Genomic DNA, 22,686 nt, shown 5'->3' on the forward strand with positions numbered 1-22,686 from the left:
CGGGCCGGGCGGGTACGTGGTGGAGGCGCCGTGAGGATCGAGGCGGTCGAGCTGCGGCGGATCGCGATGCCGCTGGTGGCTCCGTTCCGCACGTCGTTCGGCACGGAGACGGCCAGGGACGTGCTGCTGGTGCGGGTGGTGACGCCGGACGCCGAGGGCTGGGGCGAGTGCGTGGCGATCGCGGACCCGCTGTACTCGCCGGAGTACGTGGAGGGCGCGCAGGACGTGCTGCGGCGGTTCCTGATCCCGGCGCTGCCCGAGGACGCCGACGAGTACCGGGTGGAACGGGCGCTGGAGCCGTTCAAGGGGCACCGGATGGCGAAGGCGGCGCTCGGGACGGCCGTGCTGGACGCGCGGCTGCGGGCGGCGGGCGAGTCGTTCGGGCGGTACCTCGGGGCGGCCCGCGAGCGGGTGCCGTGCGGGGTGTCGGTGGGGATCATGGACTCGGTGCCGGAACTGCTCGACGCCGTCGCGGGCTACCTCGACGAGGGGTACGTGCGGATCAAGCTGAAGATCGAGCCGGGCTGGGACGTCGAGCCGGTGCGGGCGGTGCGCGAGCGGTTCGGTGACGTCCCGCTCCAGGTCGACGCCAACGCGGCGTACACGCTGGCGGACGCGCGGCGGCTCAAGGAGCTGGACGCCTTCGGGCTGCTGCTGATCGAGCAGCCGCTCGGGGACGAGGACCTGGTGCAGCACGCGGAGCTGGCGCGGGCGCTGGCGACGCCGGTGTGCCTGGACGAGTCGATCGAGTCGGCGGCGGACGCGGCGGCGGCGATCGCGCTCGGCGCGGCGTCGGTGGTCAACGTGAAGCCGGGCCGGGTCGGCGGCTACCTGGAGGCCCGCCGGATCCACGACGTGTGCCGGGCGCACGGCGTCGCGGTGTGGTGCGGCGGGATGCTGGAGACGGGGATCGGGCGGGCCGCCAACGTGGCGCTCGCGGCGCTGCCCGGGTTCACGCTGCCGGGCGACACCTCGGCGTCGCGGCGCTACTACGCGCGGGACGTGACCGAGCCGTTCGAGCTGGACGGCGGCCATCTGGAGGTGCCGCGGGGGCCGGGCGTCGGCGTCCGGCCCGTTCCGGAACGGCTGGAGGAGTTCACCACCTCCAGCGAATGGGTCACTCTCTAGCGATTTCGCCCACGTTCGCCCGCCGGATCCGCGAACCTTCAAGGGGCGCCGGGCGTCTCACCTGAGCGGGCGTCCGGCTCCGCCGGCCCGCGGTCGAGATCTCTTCCCCGGGCCGGGAACAAGATCGCCCGGTGTGCGTTCTTTGTTGCCGGTGCGCTGTCGCGCACGCGGCTGACTGGTGAGGGAGAACGGTGCGACGTACGGCCTTGGTGATGGCGCTGGTCCTCGGAACGGCGACGGCGTGCGGCGGCGGGGGCGGCGGCGGGGGGACGACCTCCAAGGGCGGCGACGACGGGTCCCCCAAGGTGACGATCAGCCCGGCCAACGGCGCCGGCGACGCGCGGCCCGACTCGGGCGTGACGGTGAAGGCGGCCGGCGGCACGCTGAGCCAGGTGTCGGTGAAGCTGAGGAACGCCGAGGTGCCGGGACGGCTGTCCGCCGACAAGACCGAGTGGCGTTCGACGTGGACGCTCGTTCCGGGCGCCCGCTACCAGGTGTCGGCGACGGCGGCGGGCAAGGGCAAGAACACGACCGCGACGAGCGCGTTCCGCACGGTCAGGGCCACCGCCGCGACGAAGATCACCAACGTGATCCCGAGCGAGAACGAGACGGTCGGCACCGGGATGCCGGTGTTCGTGCAGTTCAGCAAGCCGGTGCCGGAGAAGGCGCGGGCGGCGGTCGAGCGCGGCATCGAGATCTCCTCCACCACGCCGACCGAGGGCGCGTGGCGGTGGCTCGCGCCGAACGAGTCGTTCAACGGGCTGCCGTCGGCGGTGTTCCGGCCGCGGCACCCGTGGAAGCCGCGCCAGCGGGTGTCGGTGACGGTGCACTACGCGGGCCTGAAGATCGGTGACAGCGTGTTCGGCGACAAGGACGTCACGCGCAGGTTCCGGATCGGCGACTCCCACACCATCAACGTCAACGCCAGCACCCACAAGCTGGTCGTGAAGAAGAACGGCGCGACCGTCCGCCGGTGGGGCGTCAGCCTCGGCGCGGGCGGCGACCGGCAGGCCGACGGGATCGACCACCTGCTCACCACCAGCGGCGTGCACCTCACCATGGACCGCAGCCGGCTGGAGCGGATGCGTCCCCCGGGCAAGAAGAAGGGCGACCCGGGCTGGTACGACGAGCAGGTGCCGTGGGCGACCCGCATCTCCAACAGCGGCGAGTACATCCACCAGAACATGGACGACCCGACCTGCCTCGGCAACCGCAACTGTAGCCACGGCTGCGTCCGCTCCCCCGCCGACGCCGCCCAGTGGTTCTACCACTGGTCCTACCGCGGCGACCTGGTCACCATCACGGGCACCAAGCGCAGCCTCCAGTGGACGAACGGCTGGGGCTACTGGCAGATGTCGTTCGACAAGTGGGCCAAGGGCAGCGTCCTCGGCAAGCCCGTCACAACAGCCGCCCTCACCCGCTGACCGGCGGCAGGACGGTGATGCGGGGGGTGCCGGTGGTCGGGTGGACGTCGATCTCGGCGTCCACCCGGTAGACGTCGGCGAGCAGGTCGGGGGTCAGGACGTCGCGGGGGGTGCCGGACGCGGCGAGGCGGCCGCGGTGCAGGACGGCGACGCGGTCGCAGAACGCGGCGGCCATGTTGAGGTCGTGCAGGGCGACGACGGCGGTCACGCCGAGCTCGCGCACCAGGCCGAGCGCGTCGAGCTGGTGCCGCAGGTCGAGGTGGTTGGTCGGCTCGTCCAGCACCATCACGTCCGGTTCCTGCGCGAGCGCGCGGGCGATCAGCACGCGCTGCTTCTCGCCCCCTGAGAGGCGGTCGAACGGCTCGCGGGCGAGGTTCGCGACGTCCAGGGCGGCGAGGGCCGAGGTGATCACCTCGCGGTCGGCGGCGTCGTCGCCCTGGAAGGCGCGCTTGTACGGGGCGCGGCCCATCGCGACGACGTCGTACACGGTCAGCTCGAACTCGCCCGGCGTCTCCTGGAGGACGGCGGCGAGGCGGCGGGCGAGGGCGCGGCCCTTCATCCGCCACACGTCCTCGCCGTCCAGTAGGACCCGGCCCGAGGTGGGGCGGCGGGCGCGGTAGAACGTGCGCAGGAGGGTGGACTTGCCCGCCCCGTTCGGGCCGACGATCCCGACGACCTCGCCGCGCGCCGCCTCCAGTGACACGTCTTCCACGAGGGCGCGGCCTCCGGCGCGGACGGTGACGTCCTCGGCCACGAGCGTCATGCCGCCCTCCGGCGCATCAGCCACAGGAAGAACGGGCCGCCGACCAGCGCGGTGATGATGCCGACGGGGATCTCCTCGGGCGCGATCACGGTGCGGGCGGCGACGTCGGCGGCCATCAGGAACGCGGCGCCGAGCAGCGCGACGGCGGGCAGGGCGCGGCGGTGGTCGGCGCCGACGAGCAGCCGGACGACGTGCGGCATCATCAGCCCGACGAACCCGATGGCGCCGCTGACCGCGACGATCGTCCCGACGAGCGCGGCGACGAGGGTGAACAGCGCGGCGCGGAACCGGTGCACGTCCAGGCCCATCGCGGCGGCGGCCTCCTCGCCGGCGAGCAGCAGGTTGAGGGAGCGGCTCACGCCGAGCAGCGCGGCCGTCCCGGCGACGACGGCGAGGGCGGGCAGCCAGACCAGGTCCCAGGTGCTGCCGGCGAGGCCGCCGAGCATCCACCGCAGCGCCGCGTCCGCCTTGTGCGGGTCGTCGGAGGTGACGATCAGGAAGCTCGCGACCGCCTGGAGCACCTCGGCGGTCGCGACGCCGGACAGCACGAGCCGTACGGTCGTCATCCGGCCGCCGGAGCGCGCGAGCGCGACGACCAGGACGAGGGCGAGCAGCGCCCCGGCGAACGCGGAGACCGGGAGCGAGAACGTCCCGGCGAACGCCAGGTGGAACGTCATGACGAGGACGGCGCCGACGGTCGCGCCGGACGAGACGCCCATCAGCATCGGGTCGGCGAGCGGGTTGCGGACGAGGGCCTGGAGGGCCATGCCGCACACCGACAGGCCCGCGCCGACGACGCCGCCGAGCACCACGCGCGGCAGCCGGACGTCCAGGACGATCGTCTCGCGGACCGGCGTCCAGGTCGGGTCGGCGAGCGCCGGGTGGATCGCGTGCAGGACGATCCCCCACACCTGGGCGGGCGGGATGGTGACCGAGCCGGCGGCGGTCCCGGCGGTCGCGGCGGCGACCGCCAGGGCGGCGAGCAGCGCGAGCGTCGCCCCGTACGGCACGCGGCGCCGCGGCGGCGGCGCGGGATCCGGTTTCGCGGCGTCGGATCTGGCGCGGCCGTGCGCGGCGGCCGTCACTTGAAGCGGTCCGGGTGGAGCTGGCGGGCGAGCGAGTCGACGGCGGTGGGGACCCGTACGCCCATCACGGTGGAGGTGAGCGGCAGGACGGCGAACCGCCCGTTCCGCACGGCCGGGACGTCCTTCAGCGCCGGGTTGCGCAGCAGGAAGTCCTTCTTGGCGGCGAGGGGATGGTCGCCGTAGTCGTAGATGAGGATCACGTCCGGCGCGCGTTCGGCGAGCTGCTCGAACGACACGTCGCCGAACGCCTTCGGCAGGTCCGAGAACAGGTTCGTCCCGCCCGCGAGCTTGATGAGCTCGTTGCCGAGGCCCGCGCCGCCCGACGTGAACACGGTCTTGTCGCCGCTGTCGTACACCGCGACCTTGACCGGCGCGGCGCCGCCGAGCGCGTCCCGCACCTTGGCGAGCCCGGCGCGCATCTCGGCGACGCGGCGCTCGGCCCGGTCGGGCACGCCGAAGATCTTCCCGATGGTGCGGAGCTCGTCCTCGACGCGGGCGGCGGTGACGGGGCCGCGCGGGCAGCTCTCGGTGCTGAGGTAGGTGTCGATCCCGGCCTTGGCGAGCGTGCCGCGCCCGCGCCCGGCCTTCTCGTCGAACGCGCTGGTGAACCCGCCGTACACGAAGTCGGGCTCGGCGGACAGCAGCGCCTCCTCCGACGGGTACTCCTTCGCGAGCACCTTGACCCGGCGGTACGCGGCGTCGAGGTCGGGCGGCATCCGGTCGTCGAGGTAGGCGGTCCCGGCCATGGAGCCTTCGAGCCCGAGGGACAGCAGGATCTCGGTCGTCTGCTGGTTGAGCGACACCGCCCGTTTCGGCGGGTGCTCGTACGTCGTCGTGACGCCGCAGTTGGTCACCGTCACCGGGAACCCGGGCGGCGCCGAGCCGCCCGCGCCTCCGGCGGAGGCTTCTCCGGAGCCGCCGCCGCACCCCGCGAGCAGCAGCGCCGACGCGAGGACCAGGAGAAGGGAAAGGAGAGGGAGCGAGCGTGCGCGGCTCGTCATCGCGTACACCTCCGGGGGTTCCGCGCCCCATGGCAGGCCGATGCGACGGACCAGTCTCCTGACTCCCGGATCGACGCTCGCCCCGGCCTTCCCGCCTCGTGCGGCGGTGGCCTCGCGGTGGGGTCCGCTCCCCGGTCACAGTGGCGCGACCGTGCCGGATTCCCACCGGCTTCCTGGCGCCCGTCACCTGAACGCCCCGATCGTAGCCCAAAGCGGGCATACGTCCCGCAGCGGACGGCAGGGTAGGGGCGCGGGAGCCACGGGCGGGCAAAGAGCGGGACCCCTTATCCCCGCATTCGGGATGGCCTACCGCCCGAGCCGGTCAACCCCGGATTTCCGGCTGCCCATGCTGGGAAATCCAGCGGTGGACGACGACGGGAACAGACTCGGGGGCTGGGGTGAGCGAAGCCGTTCAGGCGCCGCGCGGCGGGCATCGCGCGGTCGGCACCGCGACGCGGGCGCCGGTGGCGAGGGCCGCGACGTCGAGGTACATCACCTGGGGCACGCTCGCGCTCATGACGGCCGGCTCCGTCGCGAGCCTGCGCACGGCGCCCGCGATGGCGGCGTACGGACCGGCGTCGGTGTTGCTGTACCTGGTCCCCGCCGCGCTGTTCCTGCTGCCGGTCTCGCTGGTCTCGGCCGAGCTCTCCTCCGGGTGGAGCGGCGGCGTGGCCCGGTGGGTCGCGCGCGGCATCTCCGGGCCCGCGGGCTTCGTGGCCGTCTGGTGCCAGTTCGCCATGACGGTCTTCTTCTTCCCGACCCTGCTGGCGTACGTCGCGAGCACCTTCGCGTACCTGGTCGATCCGGCCCTGGCGAGCGACGGGCCGTACGTCGCGGCGGTGATCCTCACGGTGTACTGGGCCGGCGTCTACCTCGCCTCGCAGGGCACCAGGACCGTCGCGGGCCTGTCGAGCGCCGGGCTCCTCGTCGGCACGCTCGTGCCCGGCGCGGCGCTGGTGGCGCTCGGCGCGGCGTTCCTCGGGGACGGCAACGCGCCCGCCGTGCGGATGGACGCCGCGGACGCGCTGCCCGCGTGGACGGGCACGGCCGGCCTCGTGCTGATCGCCGGCGCGTTCCTCGCGTACGCCGGCATGGAGATGAACGCCGTGCACGTGTCGTCGCTGCGCAGGCCCGACCGCGGGTACCCGAAGGCGGTCCTGCTCGCCTCGGCGCTGGTGCCGCTGATCCTCGTCGTTCCGGCGCTGGCGGTCGCCTGGGTCGTGCCCGCCGCGGAACTCGGCCTCACCACCGGCGTGATGCAGACGTTCGACGCCTTCTTCCAGCGCCTCGACCTCGGCTTCCTGACCCCGGTGCTCGGCGTGATGCTCATCGCCGCAGCGCTCGGGGCGATGCTGGCCTGGCTCGCCGGGCCGTCCAAGGGCCTGGTCGCGATCGGCCGCGAGCAGGGCTACCTGCCGCCGTTCCTCACCCGGTTCAACAAGCACGGCGTGCAGCGCAACCTGCTCGTCGCCCAGGGCATGGCGACGACGCCGGTCGCGCTGCTGTACGCGCTGGTCCCGGAGGTGTCGGGCGCGTACTGGCTGCTGTCGGCGCTGGCCACCCAGACGTACCTGATCATGTACGGGCTGCTGTTCGTCGCCGCGGCGCGGCTGCGCCGCCGCGAGCCCGGCCACCGGCGCGGCTTCCGCGCCCCGGGCCTGTACGCGCTGTGCGCCCTCGGCCTGCTCGCGTCCGCCGCGGCGTTCGCCGCCGGGTTCGTCGCGCCGTCGCGGCTCGGCGGCGGCGACCCGCTCGTCTACGCGGGGGTCGTCGCGGGCGGGACGGGCGCCGTCGGGCTGCTGGTCCCGCTGCTGTTCCTCAAGCTGCGCCGGCCGGGCTGGAAGCTCGACGACGCCGGCGCGCCCGAGCCCGCCTGACCGTTCCCGCCATCCCGGAGCCCAGCCATGACCCAGCAGGAGACACCCCAGGACCGGCCCGCCGAGTCGTTCACCCGGACGCCGCCGCCCGGCGGGATCGTGCCGCCGCGCACGGAGCCGACCGTGGGCGCGGGCGCCGTGCCGACGCTCGGCGCGCACCTCGCCCGTCCTGGCGCGGACGGCACGTCCGGCGGCCGTACGGACGGCGACGGACCGCCCGACGGCGGCGGAGGCGGCGGATCGTCCGAAGGGCACGGCGGGGCCCGGCCCGGAGGTCCGCCCGCCGGGGCCCCGCCGCGCAAGCGCCGGCTCCTCTACACCGCCGCGGCACTCGTCCTGGGCGGGCTCGGCGCGTGGGGCTACGTCGCGTTCACCGAGAAGGCGCCCGACGCGCGCGCCGACGCCGCGGACACCAAGGCCGCCGAGCTGGCCCTCGGCCTGCAACGCGCGGGGCTGCCCGTCCCGCCGGTGCGGTCGATCACCGGCACGTACGGCGCGGACGGCGGGTTCCTCTGCCGCGACCCGGCGTCCGCGCTCGGGAAGGCCCGCCACCGCGCCGGGCTGTCGAACGGCGCGCCCGGCCCCGGCGCCCGTCCCGTCATCGCGGACCGGCGGCTCGTGCGGGCGGAGTCGGTCGCCGTGTCGGTGTACTGCCCGGCCGAGGCCGGCGCGTTCGGCGAGGCGGTGCGCGACCTGAGGCTCGGAGCGACCAGGCGGTGAACCAGCACGACGCCGCGACGCTGAGGCGCGCGGTCCGCGACCTCATGCCGCGCGCGAAGGCGGACCTGGCCGAGCTCGTCGCGATCCGGTCCGTGGCGGACCCCGACCGGTATCCGGCGGAGGAGTGCGAGCGTGCCGCGCGATGGGTCGCGACCGCGTTCGAGCGGGAGGGCCTGGACGGCGCGGAGCTGCACGCGACCCCGGACGGCGGAACCGCCGTCGTCGCGCGCCGCCCGGCCCGCGAGGGGGCGCCGACCGTCCTGCTGTACTGCCACTACGACGTGCTGCCCGAGCTGGACGAGACGGCCTGGCGCACGCCGGCGTGGGAACTCACCGAGAAGAGCGGGCGCTGGTACGGGCGCGGCGCGGCCGACTGCAAGGGCAACATCGTCGCGCTCCTCACCGCGCTGCGCGGGCTCCGCGCCACCGGCCGCGCCCCCGCGGCGGGCGTCACGCTCGTCGCGGACGGCTCGAAGGAGCGGGGCGCGGGCGGGCTGGAGGACTTCGTCCCGCGCAACGCCGACCTGCTGCGCGCCGACGCCGTCCAGCTCTGCGACTCGGGCAACTTCGCGATCGGCATCCCGACGTTCACCACCGCGCTGCGCGGGGACGCGGGCCTCACCGTCACCGTCTCCACGCTGAACGGGCCCGTGCGCCCCGCCCGGTTCGGCGGCCCGGCGCCCGACGCGCTGACCGCGCTCGTCCGCATGCTCGGCGGCCTGCACGACGCGCGCGGCGACCTGGCGGTCGCCGGGATCGAGGCCGGTCAGGCGTGGCCCGGCGTGGCGTACCCGGAGGAGCGGTTCCGCACCGACGCGGGCGTGCTGGCGGGGGTCGGGCTGGCGGGTTCCGGAACGGTCGCCGACCGGCTCTGGGCCCGTCCGGCGGTCACGGTACTCGGCATCGACGCGCCCCCGGTCAACGGGACGGGCGACGGGGCGGCGGGCGGCGCGGCGGCGGGCGCGGTCCAGCCGTCCGCGCGGGCCCGCCTCGACCTGCGTATCCCGCCGGACACCGACCCGGACGCCGCGTACGACGCGCTCGCCAAGCACTTGGAGGCGGCCGCGCCGTGGCACGCCAGGGTGACGGTCGAGAAGGAGGCGGCCGGCGCGCCGTTCAGCGCCCGGACCGACGGGCCCGCCTACGCCGCGATGTCGGACGCGCTGGAGGTGTCGTACGGCCGCAAGGCCACCACGCAGGGCCGGGGCGGAACCGACCCGCTGTGCGGCGTGCTCGCCGGGACGTATCCGGAGGCGGAGATCATGATGTTCGGGGTGGAGGAGCCGCAGTGCCTCGTCCACGCGCCGAACGAGAGCGTCGACCCGACCGAGATCGAGCACATCGCCTTCGCCGAGGCCCTCTTCCTCGCCGCGTACCGCGGCTGAGCCGCCCACCGCCGCTGGGCCCCGTCCCGTCGTACGGGCATCCGTCATCGTTTGAGATGATCGGGCCGTAGGACGGGACTGGGAGGGTTCGTGAGCGGCTCGACCGTGGAGACGTTGTTCGCGTTGACACCGCTCGATGAGGACACCTTCACCGTGACGGCGCCGTCGATCGGGCGCGAGCGGCTGTTCGGCGGGCAGGTCGCGGGGCAGAGCCTGCGCGCCGCGTGCCTGACGGTCGGCGCGGAGCGCCCGGCGCACTCGCTGCACGCCTACTTCATCCGCCCCGGCGTCCCGGACGAGCCGGTGCTGTTCCAGGTGGCGCGGGTACGGGACGGCCGGACGTTCTCGACCCGGCACGTCACGGCCGCCCAGGGCGGCAAGCCGATCTTCGAGCTGATCGCGTCGTTCCACGACCCCGAGCCCGGCCGCGACTGGTCGCCGCCCGCGCCGCCCGGCGTACCGCCGCCGGACGAGCTGGAGCCGATGGGGCTGCCGTCGCTGTTCCGGCATCCGCACGGGTTCGACATCCGCCTCGTCGCCCCGCCGCGGCCGGACGGCTTCCCGATCACGCACCCGTTCTGGGTGCGGTTCGAGGAGCCGCTCGGCGACGATCCCGGGCTGCACGCCGCGCTGATCGCGTACGTGTCGGACATGGCCGTGGTCAGCAGCATCATCGCGCCCGGCTCCAGGGGACGGCTCGGCACGGCCGTCAGCCTCGACCACGCGATGTGGTTCCACCGGCCCGCCCGCGCCGACCGGTGGCTGCTGTACTCGGTGGACCCGGTCACCAACTCCGGCGCCCGCGGCCTCGGGCTCGGAACGATGCGCACCGAGGACGGCGTGCTCGTCGCGTCCATCGCCCAGGAAGCCCTGCTCCGCCCCGCCTGAACCCGCACCGCCTGAACCCGCACCGCGCGGCGGACGTTCAGTTGCGGGCGGGAGCCGGGGTGGGCGGGGGTTCCTCCGGAGCGCCGCCGTCCTTGCGGCGCGGCCAGGGCAGGGCGGCCGGCGCGGAGGCGGGCACGGCCGGGGCGTTCGGCGCGACCGGGGTCAGGCGCCGGTAGGGCGAGCCGGGGGCGGGCCGCGCGTCGGGCTCGCCCTTGTTGGGCCAGAACGACATCGCGCGCTCGGCCTGGGCGGTGATCGTCAGGGACGGGTTGACGCCGAGGTTGGCGGTGACCGCCGAGCCGTCCACGATGTGCAGCCCGGGGTGGCCGTGCACGCGGTGGTACGGGTCGATGACGCCGGTCTCGGGCGAGTCGGAGATGACGCAGCCGCCGATGAAGTGCGCGGTCGTCGGGATGTTGAACAGGTCGAACCACGTGCCCCCCGCCGTCGCGTCCAGCTCGTCCGCGAGCATCCGGACGGCGTCGTGCGCGATCGGGATCCACGTCGGGTTGGGCTCGCCGATGCCCTGGCCCGCGGTGAGGCGGCGGCGGCCGAGCAGGGTCCGCCGCTGCGTGACGGTGACCGAGTTGTCCTTGGTCTGCATGACCAGCGCGATGATCGTCCGCTTGCCCCAGTCCTTGAGCGACAGGCCGCGCAGGATCACCGTCGGGTGCCGGGCCGCCTGCCCGAGGAACTTCGCCCAGCGCGGCGTCCGCCCGCCGCCGTCGATGAGCAGCGTGCGGATCGCGCCCATCGCGCCGTCGCGGGGCCCATAGCGGGTGGGCTCGATGTGGGTGTTCTCGTCCGGGTGGAACGAGGAGGTGATCGCGAGGCCGCGGCTGTGGTCGAGGTCGCCGTCGCGGTGCCATCCGGTGAGCCGTTCCACGCCGAGCAGCGCCTCGGAGTTGGTGCGGGTCAGCTCGCCGAGGCGCGGCGACAGGCCCGGCAGGTCGCCCGACGCGCGCATGCGGTGCAGGAGCTGCTGGGTGCCGTACGTCCCGGCGGCGAGGACGACCTGCCCGGCGGTGAGCGTGCGGCGGCGGCGCCCCGGCAGCGCGCGGGCGCGCGAGACGCGGACGTCGTAGCCGCCGGACGCGCGGGGCGTGACCGCGGTGACCGCGGTGTCGGGGACGACCTGGACGCCCGCCCGTTCGGCGAGGTGCAGGTAGTTCTTGACCAGGGTGTTCTTGGCGCCGACCTTGCAGCCGATCATGCAGGAGCCGCACGCGGTGCAGGTGGTGCGGCGGGGCCCGGCGCCGCCGAAGTACGGGTCGCCCGTCTCCTCGCCCGGCCGCTCGCCGAACAGCACGCCGACCGGCGTCGGGTGGTACGTCTCGCCGACGCCCATCCTTTCGGCCACCCGTTTCATCGCCTCGTCCGCGGGGGTGACGAGCGGGTTGGTGACGACGCCCAGCATCCGCCGGGCCCGCTCGTAGTGCGGCCTCAGCTCGTCCTGCCAGTCGGTGATGTGCGCCCACTGCCGGTCCTTGAAGAACGGCTCGGGCGGCACGTACAGCGTGTTGGCGTAGACGAGCGACCCGCCGCCGACGCCCGCGCCCGCCAGCACGAGCACCCCCGCCTTGCCCCGCACGAGGTGCATGCGCTGGATCCCGCGCATCCCGAGCCGCGGCGCCCACACGTACCGGCGGAACCGCCACGACGTCTTCGGCAGCGTGCTCTCGTCGAAGCGGCGGCCGGCCTCCAGCACCGCCACCCGGTAGCCCTTCTCGGCCAGCCGCAGCGCCGAGACGCTGCCGCCGAACCCGGACCCGACCACGACCACGTCGAAGTCGAGGTCGGGGGAACCGCCGGCCGGCCCGGTCATGAGCCACCACCACTCTCGCTCGTCGGGGGTACGAGGGACCGGGTCCCTCGCGGGGGCGCGAGGGACCCGGGTCCCCGACTATCGGGGCCCGTGACGCTGAGCGCCACATGCGTGACGCAACGTTTCGGCCCGTCCTTTGTCACCGCGGTGACAAAGGACTCAGCCGACGATGCTGATGCCGCCGTCGACCGGGATGACCGCGCCGGTCACGTACGCCCCCGCCCGGCTCGCGAGGTAGACCGCGATGCCCGCCATGTCGTCGGGGCGGCCGATGCGGCGCAGCGGCGCGGTCTCGGAGATCACGTCGCCGAACGCCTCCAGGGTCGCCGCCATCATCTTCGACTCGAACGGTCCGGGCGCGACGGCGTTCACCGTGATGTGGCGCGGGCCGAGCTCGCGGGCCAGCACCCGCGTGAGCTGGTGCACGCCCGCCTTGCTCGCCGAGTAGGAGTACGTCGGCAGCGGCGGCACCCGGATCCCGTCGATGCTGCCCACGTTGATCACGCGGGCCGGGTCGTCGTGCGTGCCGGCGGCCTCCAGCAGCGGGAGCAGCGCGCGGGTCAGGAAGAACGGCGACTTCAGGTTGAGGTCGACGACCTTGTCCCACGCCGACGCGGGGAACTCCTCGATCGGCGAGCCCCACGTCGCGCCCGCGTTGTTGACCAGGACGTGCAGCTCCTCCTCGCGCGCGGTCAGCTCGGTCGCGAGCCGCAGGCACTCGGCCTCGGTGGACAGGTCCGCCGGGACGGCGGTGACCTGCCCGAACTCCTTCAGCTCCCGTTCGGCCGCGGCGCACGCGTCGGCCTTGCGGGAGCTGATGTAGACGCGCGCGCCCGCCTCCAGCAGGCCGCGCGCCATCATCCTCCCGATCCCCCGGGTGCCGCCGGTGACGAGGGCGATCTTTCCGGTCAGGTCGAACAGGTCCACGTGGCGTCCTCTCACTCGGCGGCGGCCCGCCCGCCCGCGGCGGTGCGGTTGACCATGCGGGCGTGCAGGATCAGCTCCATCTCCAGGCACCGGCGCGGATCCCGCAGGTCGTCCCCGAAGAGGTCCTGGAGATGGCGGAGCCGGTATCGGACGGTCTGCGGGTGGACGCGCAGCCGGCGGCTCGCGTCGGCGGCGTTGAAGTTGTGCTCCAGCAGCGCGAGCAGCGTCTCGGCGAGCCGTTCGCGCCGGGCGGGCGGGACGGCGCTGAGCGGCGCCAGCCGGGTCGTGGCGGCGTCGTCGATCAGCTCCTCCGCCCGGAAGATCATCAGCGTGGGGACGTGCTCGGCGCTGCGGATGACGCCCGCGTCCGGGATCACGCCCCGGCCCGCGAGGGCGAGCGTCTCCCGCGCCCACCGCAGCGACTCCGCGGCCCGCCGCGTCGGCACCGTCGGCCCGACCGCGACGACCCAGTCGCGCAGCAGCGGCTCGGCCGGGCCGGGCCCGCACCCGTCCGGGTCGGGCAGCAGCAGGCACGGCTCGGGCGCGCCGAAGTCGGCGAGCAGCCCGTCCGGAACGGGCCGCCGCGTCCTCGGCGCCTCGTCGCGGCGCTGCCGCACGACCGCCACCGCGACCGTGCGCGGCAGCGGCCAGCGCGCCTCGGCCGCCAGCGCGTGGACGATCTCCGGGTCGGCGGGCGGGTCGGCCAGCAGCAGGTGCAGCAGCCGCGTCCGCCGCCGCGCCGCCGCCTCGTCCGCGAGGCCGTCCGCGCGCCTGCGCTCCGCCTCGTACCCCTCGGCGATCACGGCGGTGACCGCGTCCATGTAGCAGAACTGCGCGTCGCCGACCAGGCTCAGCGTCTCGTGGTCCAGCTCCAGCGTCTCGGTCATCGTGGCGAGCGTCCGCCACGCCGTGAGCGCCGACCGGCGCAGCGCCTGGTGCGTCTCCTCCAGGTCGCGGGCGTCGCGCGCCATCTGCCGCCCGATCCGCAGGTAGAACGCCGCGATCCGTTCCCAGCCGGCGCCCGGGTCCTCCACCAGGTCGCAGAAGTGCCGCACGCCCGCGACGATGCTCGCGCGGGCCCGTCCCGCCTCGCCCTCCCCCGTGAGCGAGCCGCCCAGCACCAGTTCGTTCAGCAGCTCGTCGGCCGCCCGGTCGATGTGGGGACGCAGCCGCATCCCCACCCATCCCGGGACCGCCTCGAACGCGCGGGCGTCCAGCCGCACGCCCATCTCTGTCTGGGTCACCTCGCCAATCCCCCTGCCCGACGCCGGCCCGCCTGGATACGCGCCCCCAGCATCGTGGATCGGCTCGGATTTCGATTGTGTCCGCCAGAACTGATTCGCCACGGCTTCTTTCAGCCGATTGACAAAAACGGCCGCTTGCTGCCAACCGGGAACCGCCCGGCCTCGCCGTTCAGTTCACTATGCCGCCCGGAGGCCGTACCTCTCACCCTGCGCGTTCACGCCGCTACGTGCGTCGCTCGCCGCATCGCCGTCCGCCTGCGGGAAAACGAATTCGGCGGCGCCCCATGCCGTCCCGCACAATGCGGTCGCCGGCGACAACGCCCGCGACGGAAATGCAGACGGGCCCGCCGGAACGACAATCGGCACCGGAGCGAGCCCCTTCCACCCCGTTCCGGGCGGCCTTTATCCCCGCTCATACCGCGCGGCCCGGACCCTTTCCGGAGCCGGGCCGCGCCGCACAGATCCCTGACCGCGAGATCCGGGGGGGTGGACGGGCGCGAGCCCCCGCGCCGTGTCGGCGCCGGGGCTCGGCCTTATCTCCTTTGCCAGGGCTGGGCGTACAGGTGGCGGATGGGGGCAAGCGGCCCTTCATGTCGCACCGGTGGCGTACCCAGCGGCCCTCGTTCGGGCCGGCCTGGCTGCCGGACTTACGCGCCTCCTAGCCCTGGGGGCGTTCTCGGGCTGCGCGGCGGGGTTGGACAGGGGCGCCGTCTCCGAGTCCGGGATGGACTTGGGGCGGGGTTGGTCTCGGACTCGGGCGCGGTCTCGGAGTCCGGCGCGGCCGGGACCTGCGGCGCGCCCTCGGCCTCTGGCGCGCCCTCGGACTCGGGCGCGGTGTCGGTCTGGGGGGCGACGGGGGCCACCGGCGCGCCCTCGGCCTCGGGCGCTGTGTCGGACTGGGGCGCACCCTCGGACTGGGGCGCGGTGTCGGACTCGGGGGCGGCATTGGACACGGGCGGCGGTGCGACGTCGGCGGCGGCCGAGGGCAGGGGGGCGCCGAACGACGCCAACGCGGCGATCGCGACGAGGGGCAGCGAGCGGCGCAGGCGGCGCGAGCGGGATGGCAGGGTGCCGTGCATGGGGGTTCCTTTCGTCCACAGGAAAACCGTTCCATCACCTTCTATCACCCTACGAACACAGGTAGCTACTATCTGTAATGGTATGAGAGGGTGCCGAAGTTGCCTGGGGTGCGACGACTTTCACCGCTCGCCGCGGTCTTACCGCTGCCGCCCGCGATCGCGGACGGCCGATCACGGAAGGACGACCGGCGATGACCACCATCCGCACCATCGACGTCCGAGGCGCGCGCCTGCACTGCGAGATCCGAGGCTCGGGGCCGCTCCTGCTGCTCATGGGCTCGCCCATGCCCGCCGCGCCGTTCGCGGGGCTGGCGGACGCGCTCGCGGCCGAGCGCACCGTCGTCACCCATGACCCGCGCGGCATCGCGGGCAGCCCCCTCGACGACCCGGAGGAGGACTCCACCCCCGACCTGCGGGCGGACGACGTCGCGGCCGTCATGGACGCGCTCGGCGCCGAGTCCGCCGACGTGTTCGGCAGCAGCGGCGGCGCGGTGACGGGCCTCGCGCTCGCCGCGCGCCATCCCGCGCGCGTGCGGACGCTCGTCGCCCACGAGCCGCCGCTCATGGAACTGCTCCCCGACGCGGCCGAGCAGCGCGCCGAAGTCGAGGAGCTCGTCGCGACGTTCCACCGGGAGGGGGTCGTGGCCGCGTGGCGGCGGTTCATGAGCACCGCCGGTTTCGACAGCGGCGAGGACGCGGGCCCGCCGCCGGGCGACGACCCCGGGCAGGACCTGGCGGACGGCGCCCGCTTCTTCGGCCACGAGCTGCTCGGGACCGCCACCTACGTCCCCGACTTCGCCGCCCTCGCCGCCGGGCCGTTCCGCGTCGTCGTCGGCGTCGGCGCGGAGTCGCGCGGCCTGTCCACGTACCGGACGTCCGAGGCGCTCGCGGAACGGCTCGGCACGTCCACGACGGAGTTCCCCGGCGACCACGGCGGCTTCATGGGCCACCCGAAGGAGTTCGCCGACGTCCTCCGGGAGGTCCTGAAGTCCTAGCCGCGCGTGTCCTGCCCGTGCGCGAGGCGGCGGCGCCACGGGTGGTCGCGGGAGACGAGGGCGAGCGCGCCGTCCAGCCAGCGCCGTTGCGGAACGGTCAGCGCGGGCAGGGCGGCGTCGAAGTCGGTCTCGTCCTTCGGGCGCGTGCCCGCGGCCTTGTAGAAGAGCTGGATCTCGGGCGAGAGGTAGGGGACGCCGTCCGCGGTGGTCGCGCCGATGGCGGCGACGGGGCGGCGGACGCGCGGGTCGCGGCGCGAGACCCACGTGCCGCCGCTCGCCTCGTCCAGCATGATCTGGACGCGCCACGGCGCGGCGGGGCCCGGACGGCACCAGACGTCGTGCACGCGCGCGGGCAGGCGTTCGCCGCGCGCCCACGGGCGCAGGGTGCCCGGCGGGTCCGCCGCCCACCACTCCCACCCCGCGAGGGCCTCCTGCACGTGGCGCTGGTCGCGGCGGAGCACCATCACGTCGAGGTCGGCGTGGGAGCGGACCGCCCGTCCGAGGGCCAGCTCGATCGCGTAGCCGCCCGCGATCCACCAGGGGGCGGGCAGGGCCGAGAGGAGCGAGGCCGCCTCGTCCGGGTCGGCGGGCTCCCAGGGGCCGTACGGCGCGCCGATCCGGGTGGCTCCCATGGCGCCGAGCCTAGCGACCGGCGGCCGGCCCGGTGGTCCGGTGGTCCGGTGGGTCAGCGGCCGGTGAAGGTGTCCAGGGAGGTGATCCGCCAGTGGCCGTCGCGGCGGACGGCGTCGACGGCGAGCATCGCGGCGGCGGAGGAGCCCTTGCCGTCGCTGAGGCGCGTGGTGCGCTGGTCGGCGAAGACGAGCAGGCGCGCGCGGTCGCCGCGCAGGAGGGTGACGGCGCTGTCGGTGACCTTGGTGGTGAGCACGGTCCGGGCCTTCGGCGCGTCCGTGCGGACCTTGCCGAAGAGCGACTCGTACTGGCGGACGGCGGCGCCGGTGAGGTGGGTCCGCGCGGCCCGGTCCGTCCGCGCGCCGTCGGTGAAGTTGTAGGAGAAGACCTTGCCGACCATGTCCGCGACCTCGCCCTTCACCTCGCTGGTGCGGGCGCTGTCGGTGAGGGCGGTGTTGCGGGCGGACGGGTCGTCGCGGAGCTGCCGCGCCTCGCGGTAGGCGTAGACGCCGCCGGCGGCGAGGACGGCGGCGGCCGTGCCGAGGGCGACGGGAGAGCGGACGTTCCGCCGCCACCGGGTGGCGTTGAGGGCGTCGAGGGCCTTGCGGGAGTCGAGCGCGGCCATGCCGGTGCCTTTCAGCTCGTGCCCATGGGGGCCTGGCCGAGGTCGCTGAGCTTCCAGCCCGAGGAGGTGCGGGCGAGCTCGCCGACCATGCGGCTCTGCTTGGTGACCGGCGCGCCGCCGGGCGGGGTGACGGTGATCTGGAGGGCGACGATCACGCTCGCCTTGCCGGACCGTTCGTCCAGCTCCGACACCGCGCCTTCGAGGACGCGGGCGCTGGTGACCGTGCGGGCCTTGCGGACGCTGTCCTCGAAGCCCGCCCGGCCCTGGGTGATCTGGTCGTACAGGCCGCTGGTGGTGGAGTCCTGCCAGGTCTTCAGGCCGGTCCCGACGTCGCGGTAGTCGAGGGTGTTGAGGTTCTGGACGGCCTGCTCGCCGCTGCGCAGCACCTCGTCGCGGGTGCGGGAGTAGCCGAACGAGCCGTCGTTCGCGGCCGAGTACCAGGACCAGCCCGCCCAGGCGGCGAAGAGCGCGGCGAGCGTGGCGATGGCGGTGGCCGTTCTCGGGACCGGGTCGAACGAGGCGAGCGGGGCGCGCGGGCCTCGGCGGGCGGCGCCTCGGGTCAGGGTGTCGGGCATCGGACCTCCCTCAGCGGGACCGGATGTCGGAGATCAGCCAGTGGCCGTCCCGGCGGGTGGCGGTCACCGCGAGCTGGGCGGCGGCGGGCGCGGGGGCGGCGGCGCCCGCGCGCGTGGTGGTCTGGTCGAGGAAGACCAGCAGGCGGGCGGTGTCGCCGGTCAGGGACGTCACGCCCGCGCGGACGACGCGGGTGGACAGGGCGACGCGCTGCGCCGGGGCCTGCCGCTTCACCTGGCCGAACACCGTCCTGTACTGCGCGGCGGCGGAGCCGGTGAGCTTCTCGGCGGCGGCGCGTTCGGCGGTGGCGGTGTCGGTCGCGGTGTAGGTGAACACCTGGGTGAGCGCGGAGGAGACGTCGCCGGTGACGAGGTTGGTGGCGACGCCGTCCAGGGCCGAACGGTCCGACGGCTCCTCCTCGCCGCCGCCGCTTCGTACGGCCATGACGGCGACGCCCGCGAGCAGCAGCGCGAGGGCGATGGCGAACGGCTTCAGCAGCCCTCTCATCGCGAGCGGTCCCTTCATCGCGCGCCCGCCGGGATCGCGGTGAGCGATTCGAGCTTCCATCCGGCGGGCGTCCGGCTGAGCCCCGCCTCGAAGCGCTTGCGCTGGTCGCTCGGCGCGCCGGTCTCCGGCGTGAGGCGGACCCGGACGGCCGCGATGACCTTCGCGCGGCCCGTCGCGGTGTCGAGCGAGAGGACCGCGGCGTCGGTGACCGTTCCGGCCGCGCTGGTGCGGGCCTTCTGGATCTTCGCGCGGCTCTGCGGCTCGTCCCGCCGGAGCTGGTCGTGCAGGGGGCCGGTGGACGCGCCGAGCCAGGCGCGCAGGCCCGCGTCGGCGTTGGCGCGGTCCATCGTGTTGAGCGTCGCGATCTGCTGGCGGGCCGTTCGCAGCACGGTGTCGCGGTCGCGCGCCGGGCCGTCCTTCGCGCCGTCCCCGCCGGGCCACGCGGCCCAGGCGAGGAACGCGGCGGCGAGGACGATCGCGGCCCAGCCGACCACGCCCCACCCGGCCAGCAGCGGGCGCGCCGGACGGGCGGGGGCGTCGGGGGCGTCGGAGCCGGTGGACTCGGCCGTCGTTTCGGCGGTCGCCATCAGCGCCCTCCCAGGCCGAGCAGGCCGCTCATCCCGACCGGGCCGGGGCCCGCGGGGAGCCCCGGCAGCGCGAGCGCGCCCGGCAGCGGCGCCCCGGCCGCGGCGGCGCTCAGCACCGACCCGGGGCGGGCCGGGGCGGGCACGGAGCCGCGGGGGCGTTCGCCGCGCCGCGCACGTTGACGCCGCTGGAGGCGGGCATCGCGCACTGGGCTGAGGTGTTGAGCGCGGGCCCGCGCGAGGTGTCGAGGCCGTTGCGGTACTTGGTGCCGCCGTAGCCGCGCGTGCAGGGCTCGGGGTTGAAGAACGTGGTGACCATGCCGTAGTTGAGGCGGCCGTCCTCGACCACCGACATCCCGGCGGCGACGGCGGCGGGCACCTTGGCGAGGAGCTGCTCCAGTCCGGGCGAACGGGTCGAGAGCAGGTCGGAGGTGGTCAGCAGGTTCGCGACGAGCACGCCCATCGACGGGTCGAGGTCGCGGACGAGCCCGGCGAACTCGGACGCCGCGCCGGGCGCCGTGGACACCAGCCTGCGGAACGCCGGGTCCGACGCGCGGAGCTGCTGCGAGAGCAGCTTCGCGTTGCGGCCGAACGACTTCAGCGCGCCCGACTCCTCGTTCTGCGTGCGCAGGACGGTCTCGGCGTCGGTGAACAGCCGCTTGGTCGGCGTGGCGTTCTCGTTCGCCTCGCGGGTGAACTTGCCACCGCTGTCGAGCAGCACCTGGAGGTTCGGGCCCTGCCCGGCGAACGCCCGGCCGAGTTCGGCGACGACCGTGCGCAGCGAGTCGGTCGGGACCGACTGGGCGAGGCTGTTGACGCTGGTCAGCAGGTCGGTGACCGGCGCGGGGGTCTGCGTGGCCGAGCGCGGGACGATCGCGCCGGCCTTGAGGTACGGGCCCGAGTCGGTCACCGGGCGCAGGTCGATGTACTGCTCGCCGATCGCCGATCGGTTCGCGACGACGGCCTTGGTGTTGGCCGGGATCTTCGGCGCGGACTTCTTGATCCGCAGGTCGGCGTGCAGGCCGTCGCCCGTCAGGGTGAGGTCGCCGACCCGCCCGACCGACGTCCCCCGGTAGGTGACGTCGGCGTTGCGGGCGAGGCCGCCGGCGGTCGCGAGGTCCACCTTGACGACGTAGTAGTTGCGCAACCCGACGTAGCCGCCGAGGTCGGCGTAGTTGAACCCGACGTACGCCATCGCGAGCAGCCCGACGACGACGAAGACGAGGTTCTTGATCCTGGTACCGAGCGTGAGCATCAGTCCCCCGCGTTGGCTTGGCGGCGCCGCCCACCGAGGGCAGCGGCGTGATCGGCGGGACGATCTCGGTGCCCGGCGCGGCGGCGACCGAGAGGTACACGTTGAGGTAGTCGCCCTTCACCGCGGGCAGCACCGCGTCGGTGAACGGGTAGGTCAGCAGCACCTGGAGGGCCTTCGGGAGGTCGTGCCCGGCGTCCGACAGCTTGCGCAGCGTCGGTTCGAGGGCCTTCAGGTCGGCGATGATGTCGTCCTTGCTCCGCCGTACGGTCGTGACGGCGACGCCGGACAGCTCGTCCAGCGAGTCGAGCATCCGGACGAGCGCCCCGCGCTGCTCCTCCAGCACCTTCAGGCCGGGCGCGATGTCGTCGATGGCGACGCCGATCTGCTGCTTGCGGTCGCGGAGCGTCGCCGACAGCCGGTTCAGGCCGTCGATGGCGTCGGTGATGCCCTTCTTGTTGGCGTCCAGATCGCCGACGAGCCGCTCGGCCTGCTCCAGCAGGGAGCGGACCTCCGGCTCGTTCCCGCCGAGGGCGCGGTTGAGCTCCACGGTGATCGTGCGGAGCTGCGCGATGCCGCCGCCGTTCAGCAGCATCGACAGCGCCCCGAACACCTCCTCGACCTCGGGGTTGCGGTTGGTGCGCGCCATCGGGATCAGCGCGCCGTCGGCGAGCGTCCCGGCGGGCGCGGCGGACGCGGGCGCGCCCGGCCCGTGGTCGGCGTCGGGCGCGCTGAGCTGGATGAACTTCTCGCCCAGCAGGCTCGACTGGCGGAGCTGCGCGTACGCGTTGCCGGGCAGCCTGACCTTGCCGTTCACCTTCATGGTGACCTCGGCGCTCCAGCCGTTGACCGGCACCGACACCTTGGTGACGCGGCCGACCGCGACGTCGTTGACCTTCACCGCCGACTGCGGGACCAGGTTGAGGACGTTCGCGAACCGCGCCCGCACCGTGTAGGGGTGGTCGCCGAGGTCCGCGCCGCCGGGCAGCGGGAGGTCCTTCACCCCGTTGAAGCCGCAGCCGCCCAGCGCCAGCGACGCGAGCCCGGCGACCGCGGCCGCCTTGCCGAACGGGCCGGTCATGGCGTGGCCTCCTGTCCGCCGGACGCGCCCCGCGTGCCCTGCGCCCGGCCCGTGACCGGGAGCGGCATGAGCTCGTTCAGGTCGCCGCGGCCCATCAGCGAGCCGGTCTTCGGGTCGTAGGCGTTGAGGACGTTGGTCGCGTTGAGCGGCTGCACATCGAGGGCCTCGGCGAGGGAGCGGCGCTGGTCCACCAGCGTCTGGGTGATCTTGGCGAGCTTGGCGACGTTGGCGCTGACCTGCGCGCGGTTGTCGTGGATGAAGACCTTGACCTTGCCGAGCGCGTCGGCGAGGGCCCGCAGCGCGGCGTCCAGCTCGTGCCGGTCCGCGGCGAGGAACTCGGTCACGTCCGCGAGCTGCCGCTCGGCCTGCCGCACCTGCCCGTCGTTCTGCCGCAGCATGGTCGTGAACGTCTGGAGGTTGCGGATGGTGGCGAACAGGTCCTTCTGCGACCCCGACAGGGTCTTGGCGGCCTGCGCCATCCGCTCGGTGGTGGTGCGGATGTCCTGGCCGTTGCCCCGGAGGTTCTCCGCGCCGGTGCCGAGCACCTTCGACAGCGCGCCGTTCTTGTTGAGCCCGTTCGGGCCGAGGTCGGAGGCGAGCTTGCGGATGCTGTCGTACACCTTGTCGAGCTCCATCGGCGTCGCGGTCCGCTCGACCGGGATCACCGCGCCCGCCGCCATCGCCGGGCCGCCGGTGTAGGCGGGGGTGAGCTGGACGTACCGGTCGGCGACCAGGCTCGGCGCGACCGCGACGACCTTCGCCCCGGCGGGGATCTTCACCTCGTGGTCCACCGTCATCACCGCGCGGACGCGGGTGCCCTCGGCGTGCACGCGGTCGACCGAGCCGACCTTGATGCCGAGGACGCGGACGTCGGAGCCCTTGTAGATGCCGACCGCGTCGTTGAAGAAGACGGTGATCCGGGTGCCTTCCGGACCGGTCGCGACGACCAGGGCGACGACGGCCGCCACGGCGGCGGCGAGGCCCGCGGCGATCAGGGCGGCTGGTCCGAGGAGCCGGCGCAGCATCACTTGCCGCCTTTCTTGGGCGGCTTGCAGCCCTTCTCGGGGGCGTGCCCGGCGGCAGGTACTCCTTC

The 22,686-nt window shown here is 74.5% G+C and carries 21 protein-coding genes, 1 pseudogene and 1 riboswitch; of the genes and pseudogenes, 7 read left to right on the forward strand and 15 right to left on the reverse strand.

Going from position 1 to position 22,686, the window contains the following annotated elements:
- Positions 1–30 precede the first annotated feature (30 nt).
- Both menC and GEV43_RS12340 read left to right on the forward strand, forming a co-directional pair.
- Complete coding sequence (menC, locus tag GEV43_RS12335; protein WP_309239603.1) at positions 31–1,128, forward strand: o-succinylbenzoate synthase; 1,098 nt, start codon at positions 31–33, stop codon at positions 1,126–1,128.
- Between the two features lie 212 nt (positions 1,129–1,340).
- Positions 1,341–2,552, forward strand: coding sequence for an Ig-like domain-containing protein (locus GEV43_RS12340; RefSeq protein WP_160820810.1), 1,212 nt, complete (start codon positions 1,341–1,343; stop codon positions 2,550–2,552).
- Here GEV43_RS12340 and GEV43_RS12345 read toward each other — a convergent pair.
- From GEV43_RS12345 to GEV43_RS12355, 3 genes are all read right to left on the reverse strand, one after another.
- On the reverse strand, positions 2,542–3,315 hold the full coding sequence (locus GEV43_RS12345) for an ABC transporter ATP-binding protein (RefSeq protein ID WP_160820811.1): 774 nt from the start codon (positions 3,313–3,315) through the stop codon (positions 2,542–2,544). The two genes, GEV43_RS12340 and GEV43_RS12345, sit on opposite strands and share 11 nt — an antisense overlap.
- Positions 3,312–4,325 (reverse strand): iron ABC transporter permease, encoded by a 1,014-nt coding sequence (locus tag GEV43_RS12350; RefSeq protein ID WP_160820812.1) that lies wholly within the window; start codon positions 4,323–4,325, stop codon positions 3,312–3,314. The genes GEV43_RS12345 and GEV43_RS12350 overlap by 4 nt, the downstream gene beginning before the upstream one ends.
- 71 nt (positions 4,326–4,396) lie before the next feature.
- Positions 4,397–5,401: an ABC transporter substrate-binding protein gene (locus GEV43_RS12355; protein ID WP_160820813.1), complete on the reverse strand. Its 1,005-nt coding sequence runs from the start codon at positions 5,399–5,401 to the stop codon at positions 4,397–4,399.
- Between the two features lie 30 nt (positions 5,402–5,431).
- Positions 5,432–5,607, reverse strand: a riboswitch (cobalamin riboswitch).
- Between the two features lie 309 nt (positions 5,608–5,916).
- On the opposite strand from GEV43_RS12355, the gene GEV43_RS12360 reads away from it, so the two are divergent.
- From GEV43_RS12360 to GEV43_RS12375, 4 genes are all read left to right on the forward strand, one after another.
- A complete protein-coding gene (locus GEV43_RS12360; RefSeq protein ID WP_160820814.1) occupies positions 5,917–7,278 on the forward strand; it encodes an APC family permease in 1,362 nt (453 codons plus the stop codon).
- A 27-nt stretch (positions 7,279–7,305) separates the two neighbouring features.
- Positions 7,306–7,998 (forward strand): hypothetical protein, encoded by a 693-nt coding sequence (locus GEV43_RS12365; RefSeq protein WP_160820815.1) that lies wholly within the window; start codon positions 7,306–7,308, stop codon positions 7,996–7,998.
- Positions 7,995–9,383 (forward strand): dipeptidase, encoded by a 1,389-nt coding sequence (locus GEV43_RS12370; protein WP_206681145.1) that lies wholly within the window; start codon positions 7,995–7,997, stop codon positions 9,381–9,383. The genes GEV43_RS12365 and GEV43_RS12370 overlap by 4 nt, the downstream gene beginning before the upstream one ends.
- A gap of 90 nt (positions 9,384–9,473) precedes the next feature.
- Complete coding sequence (locus tag GEV43_RS12375) at positions 9,474–10,271, forward strand: acyl-CoA thioesterase domain-containing protein (RefSeq protein ID WP_160820816.1); 798 nt, start codon at positions 9,474–9,476, stop codon at positions 10,269–10,271.
- 37 nt (positions 10,272–10,308) lie between these two features.
- Here GEV43_RS12375 and GEV43_RS12380 read toward each other — a convergent pair whose 3' ends face one another.
- The 4 genes from GEV43_RS12380 to GEV43_RS12395 all read right to left on the reverse strand — a co-directional run bounded on the left by GEV43_RS12380 (position 10,309) and on the right by GEV43_RS12395 (position 15,346).
- A complete protein-coding gene (locus GEV43_RS12380) occupies positions 10,309–12,096 on the reverse strand; it encodes a GMC oxidoreductase (RefSeq protein ID WP_160820817.1) in 1,788 nt (595 codons plus the stop codon).
- A gap of 159 nt (positions 12,097–12,255) precedes the next feature.
- Entirely contained in the window at positions 12,256–13,023 is a 768-nt protein-coding gene (locus tag GEV43_RS12385) for an SDR family oxidoreductase (RefSeq protein WP_160820818.1), read from the reverse strand.
- 11 nt (positions 13,024–13,034) lie between these two features.
- Positions 13,035–14,267: a helix-turn-helix domain-containing protein gene (locus GEV43_RS12390; protein ID WP_309239604.1), complete on the reverse strand. Its 1,233-nt coding sequence runs from the start codon at positions 14,265–14,267 to the stop codon at positions 13,035–13,037.
- 647 nt (positions 14,268–14,914) lie between these two features.
- Positions 14,915–15,346, reverse strand: coding sequence for a hypothetical protein (locus GEV43_RS12395; protein ID WP_160820819.1), 432 nt, complete (start codon positions 15,344–15,346; stop codon positions 14,915–14,917).
- Between the two features lie 191 nt (positions 15,347–15,537).
- Here GEV43_RS12395 and GEV43_RS12400 point away from each other — a divergent pair, with 191 nt between their 5' ends.
- On the forward strand, positions 15,538–16,341 hold the full coding sequence (locus tag GEV43_RS12400) for an alpha/beta fold hydrolase (protein ID WP_160820820.1): 804 nt from the start codon (positions 15,538–15,540) through the stop codon (positions 16,339–16,341).
- On the opposite strand, the gene GEV43_RS12405 is transcribed toward GEV43_RS12400, so the two are convergent.
- From GEV43_RS12405 to GEV43_RS12435, 8 genes and pseudogenes are all read right to left on the reverse strand, one after another.
- Positions 16,338–16,973, reverse strand: a complete 636-nt coding sequence (locus GEV43_RS12405) for a nucleotidyltransferase domain-containing protein (RefSeq protein ID WP_160820821.1) — start codon at positions 16,971–16,973, stop codon at positions 16,338–16,340. The two genes, GEV43_RS12400 and GEV43_RS12405, sit on opposite strands and share 4 nt — an antisense overlap.
- A 53-nt stretch (positions 16,974–17,026) precedes the next feature.
- A complete protein-coding gene (locus GEV43_RS12410; protein ID WP_175250032.1) occupies positions 17,027–17,596 on the reverse strand; it encodes a hypothetical protein in 570 nt (189 codons plus the stop codon).
- Positions 17,597–17,607: 11 nt separating this feature from the next.
- Positions 17,608–18,171: a hypothetical protein gene (locus GEV43_RS12415; RefSeq protein WP_175250033.1), complete on the reverse strand. Its 564-nt coding sequence runs from the start codon at positions 18,169–18,171 to the stop codon at positions 17,608–17,610.
- Positions 18,172–18,181: 10 nt separating this feature from the next.
- A complete protein-coding gene (locus GEV43_RS12420) occupies positions 18,182–18,676 on the reverse strand; it encodes a hypothetical protein (protein ID WP_175250034.1) in 495 nt (164 codons plus the stop codon).
- Positions 18,677–18,690: 14 nt separating this feature from the next.
- On the reverse strand, positions 18,691–19,263 hold the full coding sequence (locus GEV43_RS47215) for a hypothetical protein (protein WP_175249946.1): 573 nt from the start codon (positions 19,261–19,263) through the stop codon (positions 18,691–18,693).
- 109 nt (positions 19,264–19,372) lie between these two features.
- Complete coding sequence (locus GEV43_RS12425; protein WP_241682877.1) at positions 19,373–20,515, reverse strand: MCE family protein; 1,143 nt, start codon at positions 20,513–20,515, stop codon at positions 19,373–19,375.
- 202 nt (positions 20,516–20,717) lie between these two features.
- Positions 20,718–21,593, reverse strand: a pseudogene (locus tag GEV43_RS12430) (MCE family protein); the annotation flags it as partial.
- A complete protein-coding gene (locus GEV43_RS12435; RefSeq protein ID WP_160820822.1) occupies positions 21,590–22,618 on the reverse strand; it encodes an MCE family protein in 1,029 nt (342 codons plus the stop codon). The pseudogene GEV43_RS12430 and the gene GEV43_RS12435, both read right to left, overlap by 4 nt.
- Positions 22,619–22,686: the final 68 nt, after the last annotated feature.

The organism is Actinomadura sp. J1-007, assembly GCF_009793335.1.
In the GTDB taxonomy this organism is placed as follows: Bacteria; Actinomycetota; Actinomycetes; order Streptosporangiales; family Streptosporangiaceae; genus Spirillospora; species Spirillospora yumaensis.

Excerpts from the sequence above, each read along its gene's own strand:
- GEV43_RS12340 (WP_160820810.1), top strand. The coding sequence starts at position 1,341 with ATGGCGCTGGTCCTCGGAACGGCGACGGCGTGCGGCGGCGGGGGCGGC.
- GEV43_RS12345 (WP_160820811.1), bottom strand. The coding sequence starts at position 3,315 with ATGACGCTCGTGGCCGAGGACGTCACCGTCCGCGCCGGAGGCCGCGCC.
- GEV43_RS12355 (WP_160820813.1), bottom strand. The coding sequence starts at position 5,401 with ATGACGAGCCGCGCACGCTCGCTCCCTCTCCTTTCCCTTCTCCTGGTC.
- GEV43_RS12360 (WP_160820814.1), top strand. The coding sequence starts at position 5,917 with ATGACGGCCGGCTCCGTCGCGAGCCTGCGCACGGCGCCCGCGATGGCG.
- GEV43_RS12365 (WP_160820815.1), top strand. The coding sequence starts at position 7,306 with ATGACCCAGCAGGAGACACCCCAGGACCGGCCCGCCGAGTCGTTCACC.
- GEV43_RS12380 (WP_160820817.1), bottom strand. The coding sequence starts at position 12,096 with ATGACCGGGCCGGCCGGCGGTTCCCCCGACCTCGACTTCGACGTGGTC.
- GEV43_RS12395 (WP_160820819.1), bottom strand. The coding sequence starts at position 15,346 with ATGCACGGCACCCTGCCATCCCGCTCGCGCCGCCTGCGCCGCTCGCTG.
- GEV43_RS12400 (WP_160820820.1), top strand. The coding sequence starts at position 15,538 with ATGACCACCATCCGCACCATCGACGTCCGAGGCGCGCGCCTGCACTGC.
- GEV43_RS12405 (WP_160820821.1), bottom strand. The coding sequence starts at position 16,973 with ATGGGAGCCACCCGGATCGGCGCGCCGTACGGCCCCTGGGAGCCCGCC.
- GEV43_RS12410 (WP_175250032.1), bottom strand. The coding sequence starts at position 17,596 with ATGGCCGCGCTCGACTCCCGCAAGGCCCTCGACGCCCTCAACGCCACC.
- GEV43_RS12415 (WP_175250033.1), bottom strand. The coding sequence starts at position 18,171 with ATGCCCGACACCCTGACCCGAGGCGCCGCCCGCCGAGGCCCGCGCGCC.
- GEV43_RS12420 (WP_175250034.1), bottom strand. The coding sequence starts at position 18,676 with ATGAGAGGGCTGCTGAAGCCGTTCGCCATCGCCCTCGCGCTGCTGCTC.
- GEV43_RS47215 (WP_175249946.1), bottom strand. The coding sequence starts at position 19,263 with ATGGCGACCGCCGAAACGACGGCCGAGTCCACCGGCTCCGACGCCCCC.
- GEV43_RS12425 (WP_241682877.1), bottom strand. The coding sequence starts at position 20,515 with ATGCTCACGCTCGGTACCAGGATCAAGAACCTCGTCTTCGTCGTCGTC.
- GEV43_RS12435 (WP_160820822.1), bottom strand. The coding sequence starts at position 22,618 with ATGCTGCGCCGGCTCCTCGGACCAGCCGCCCTGATCGCCGCGGGCCTC.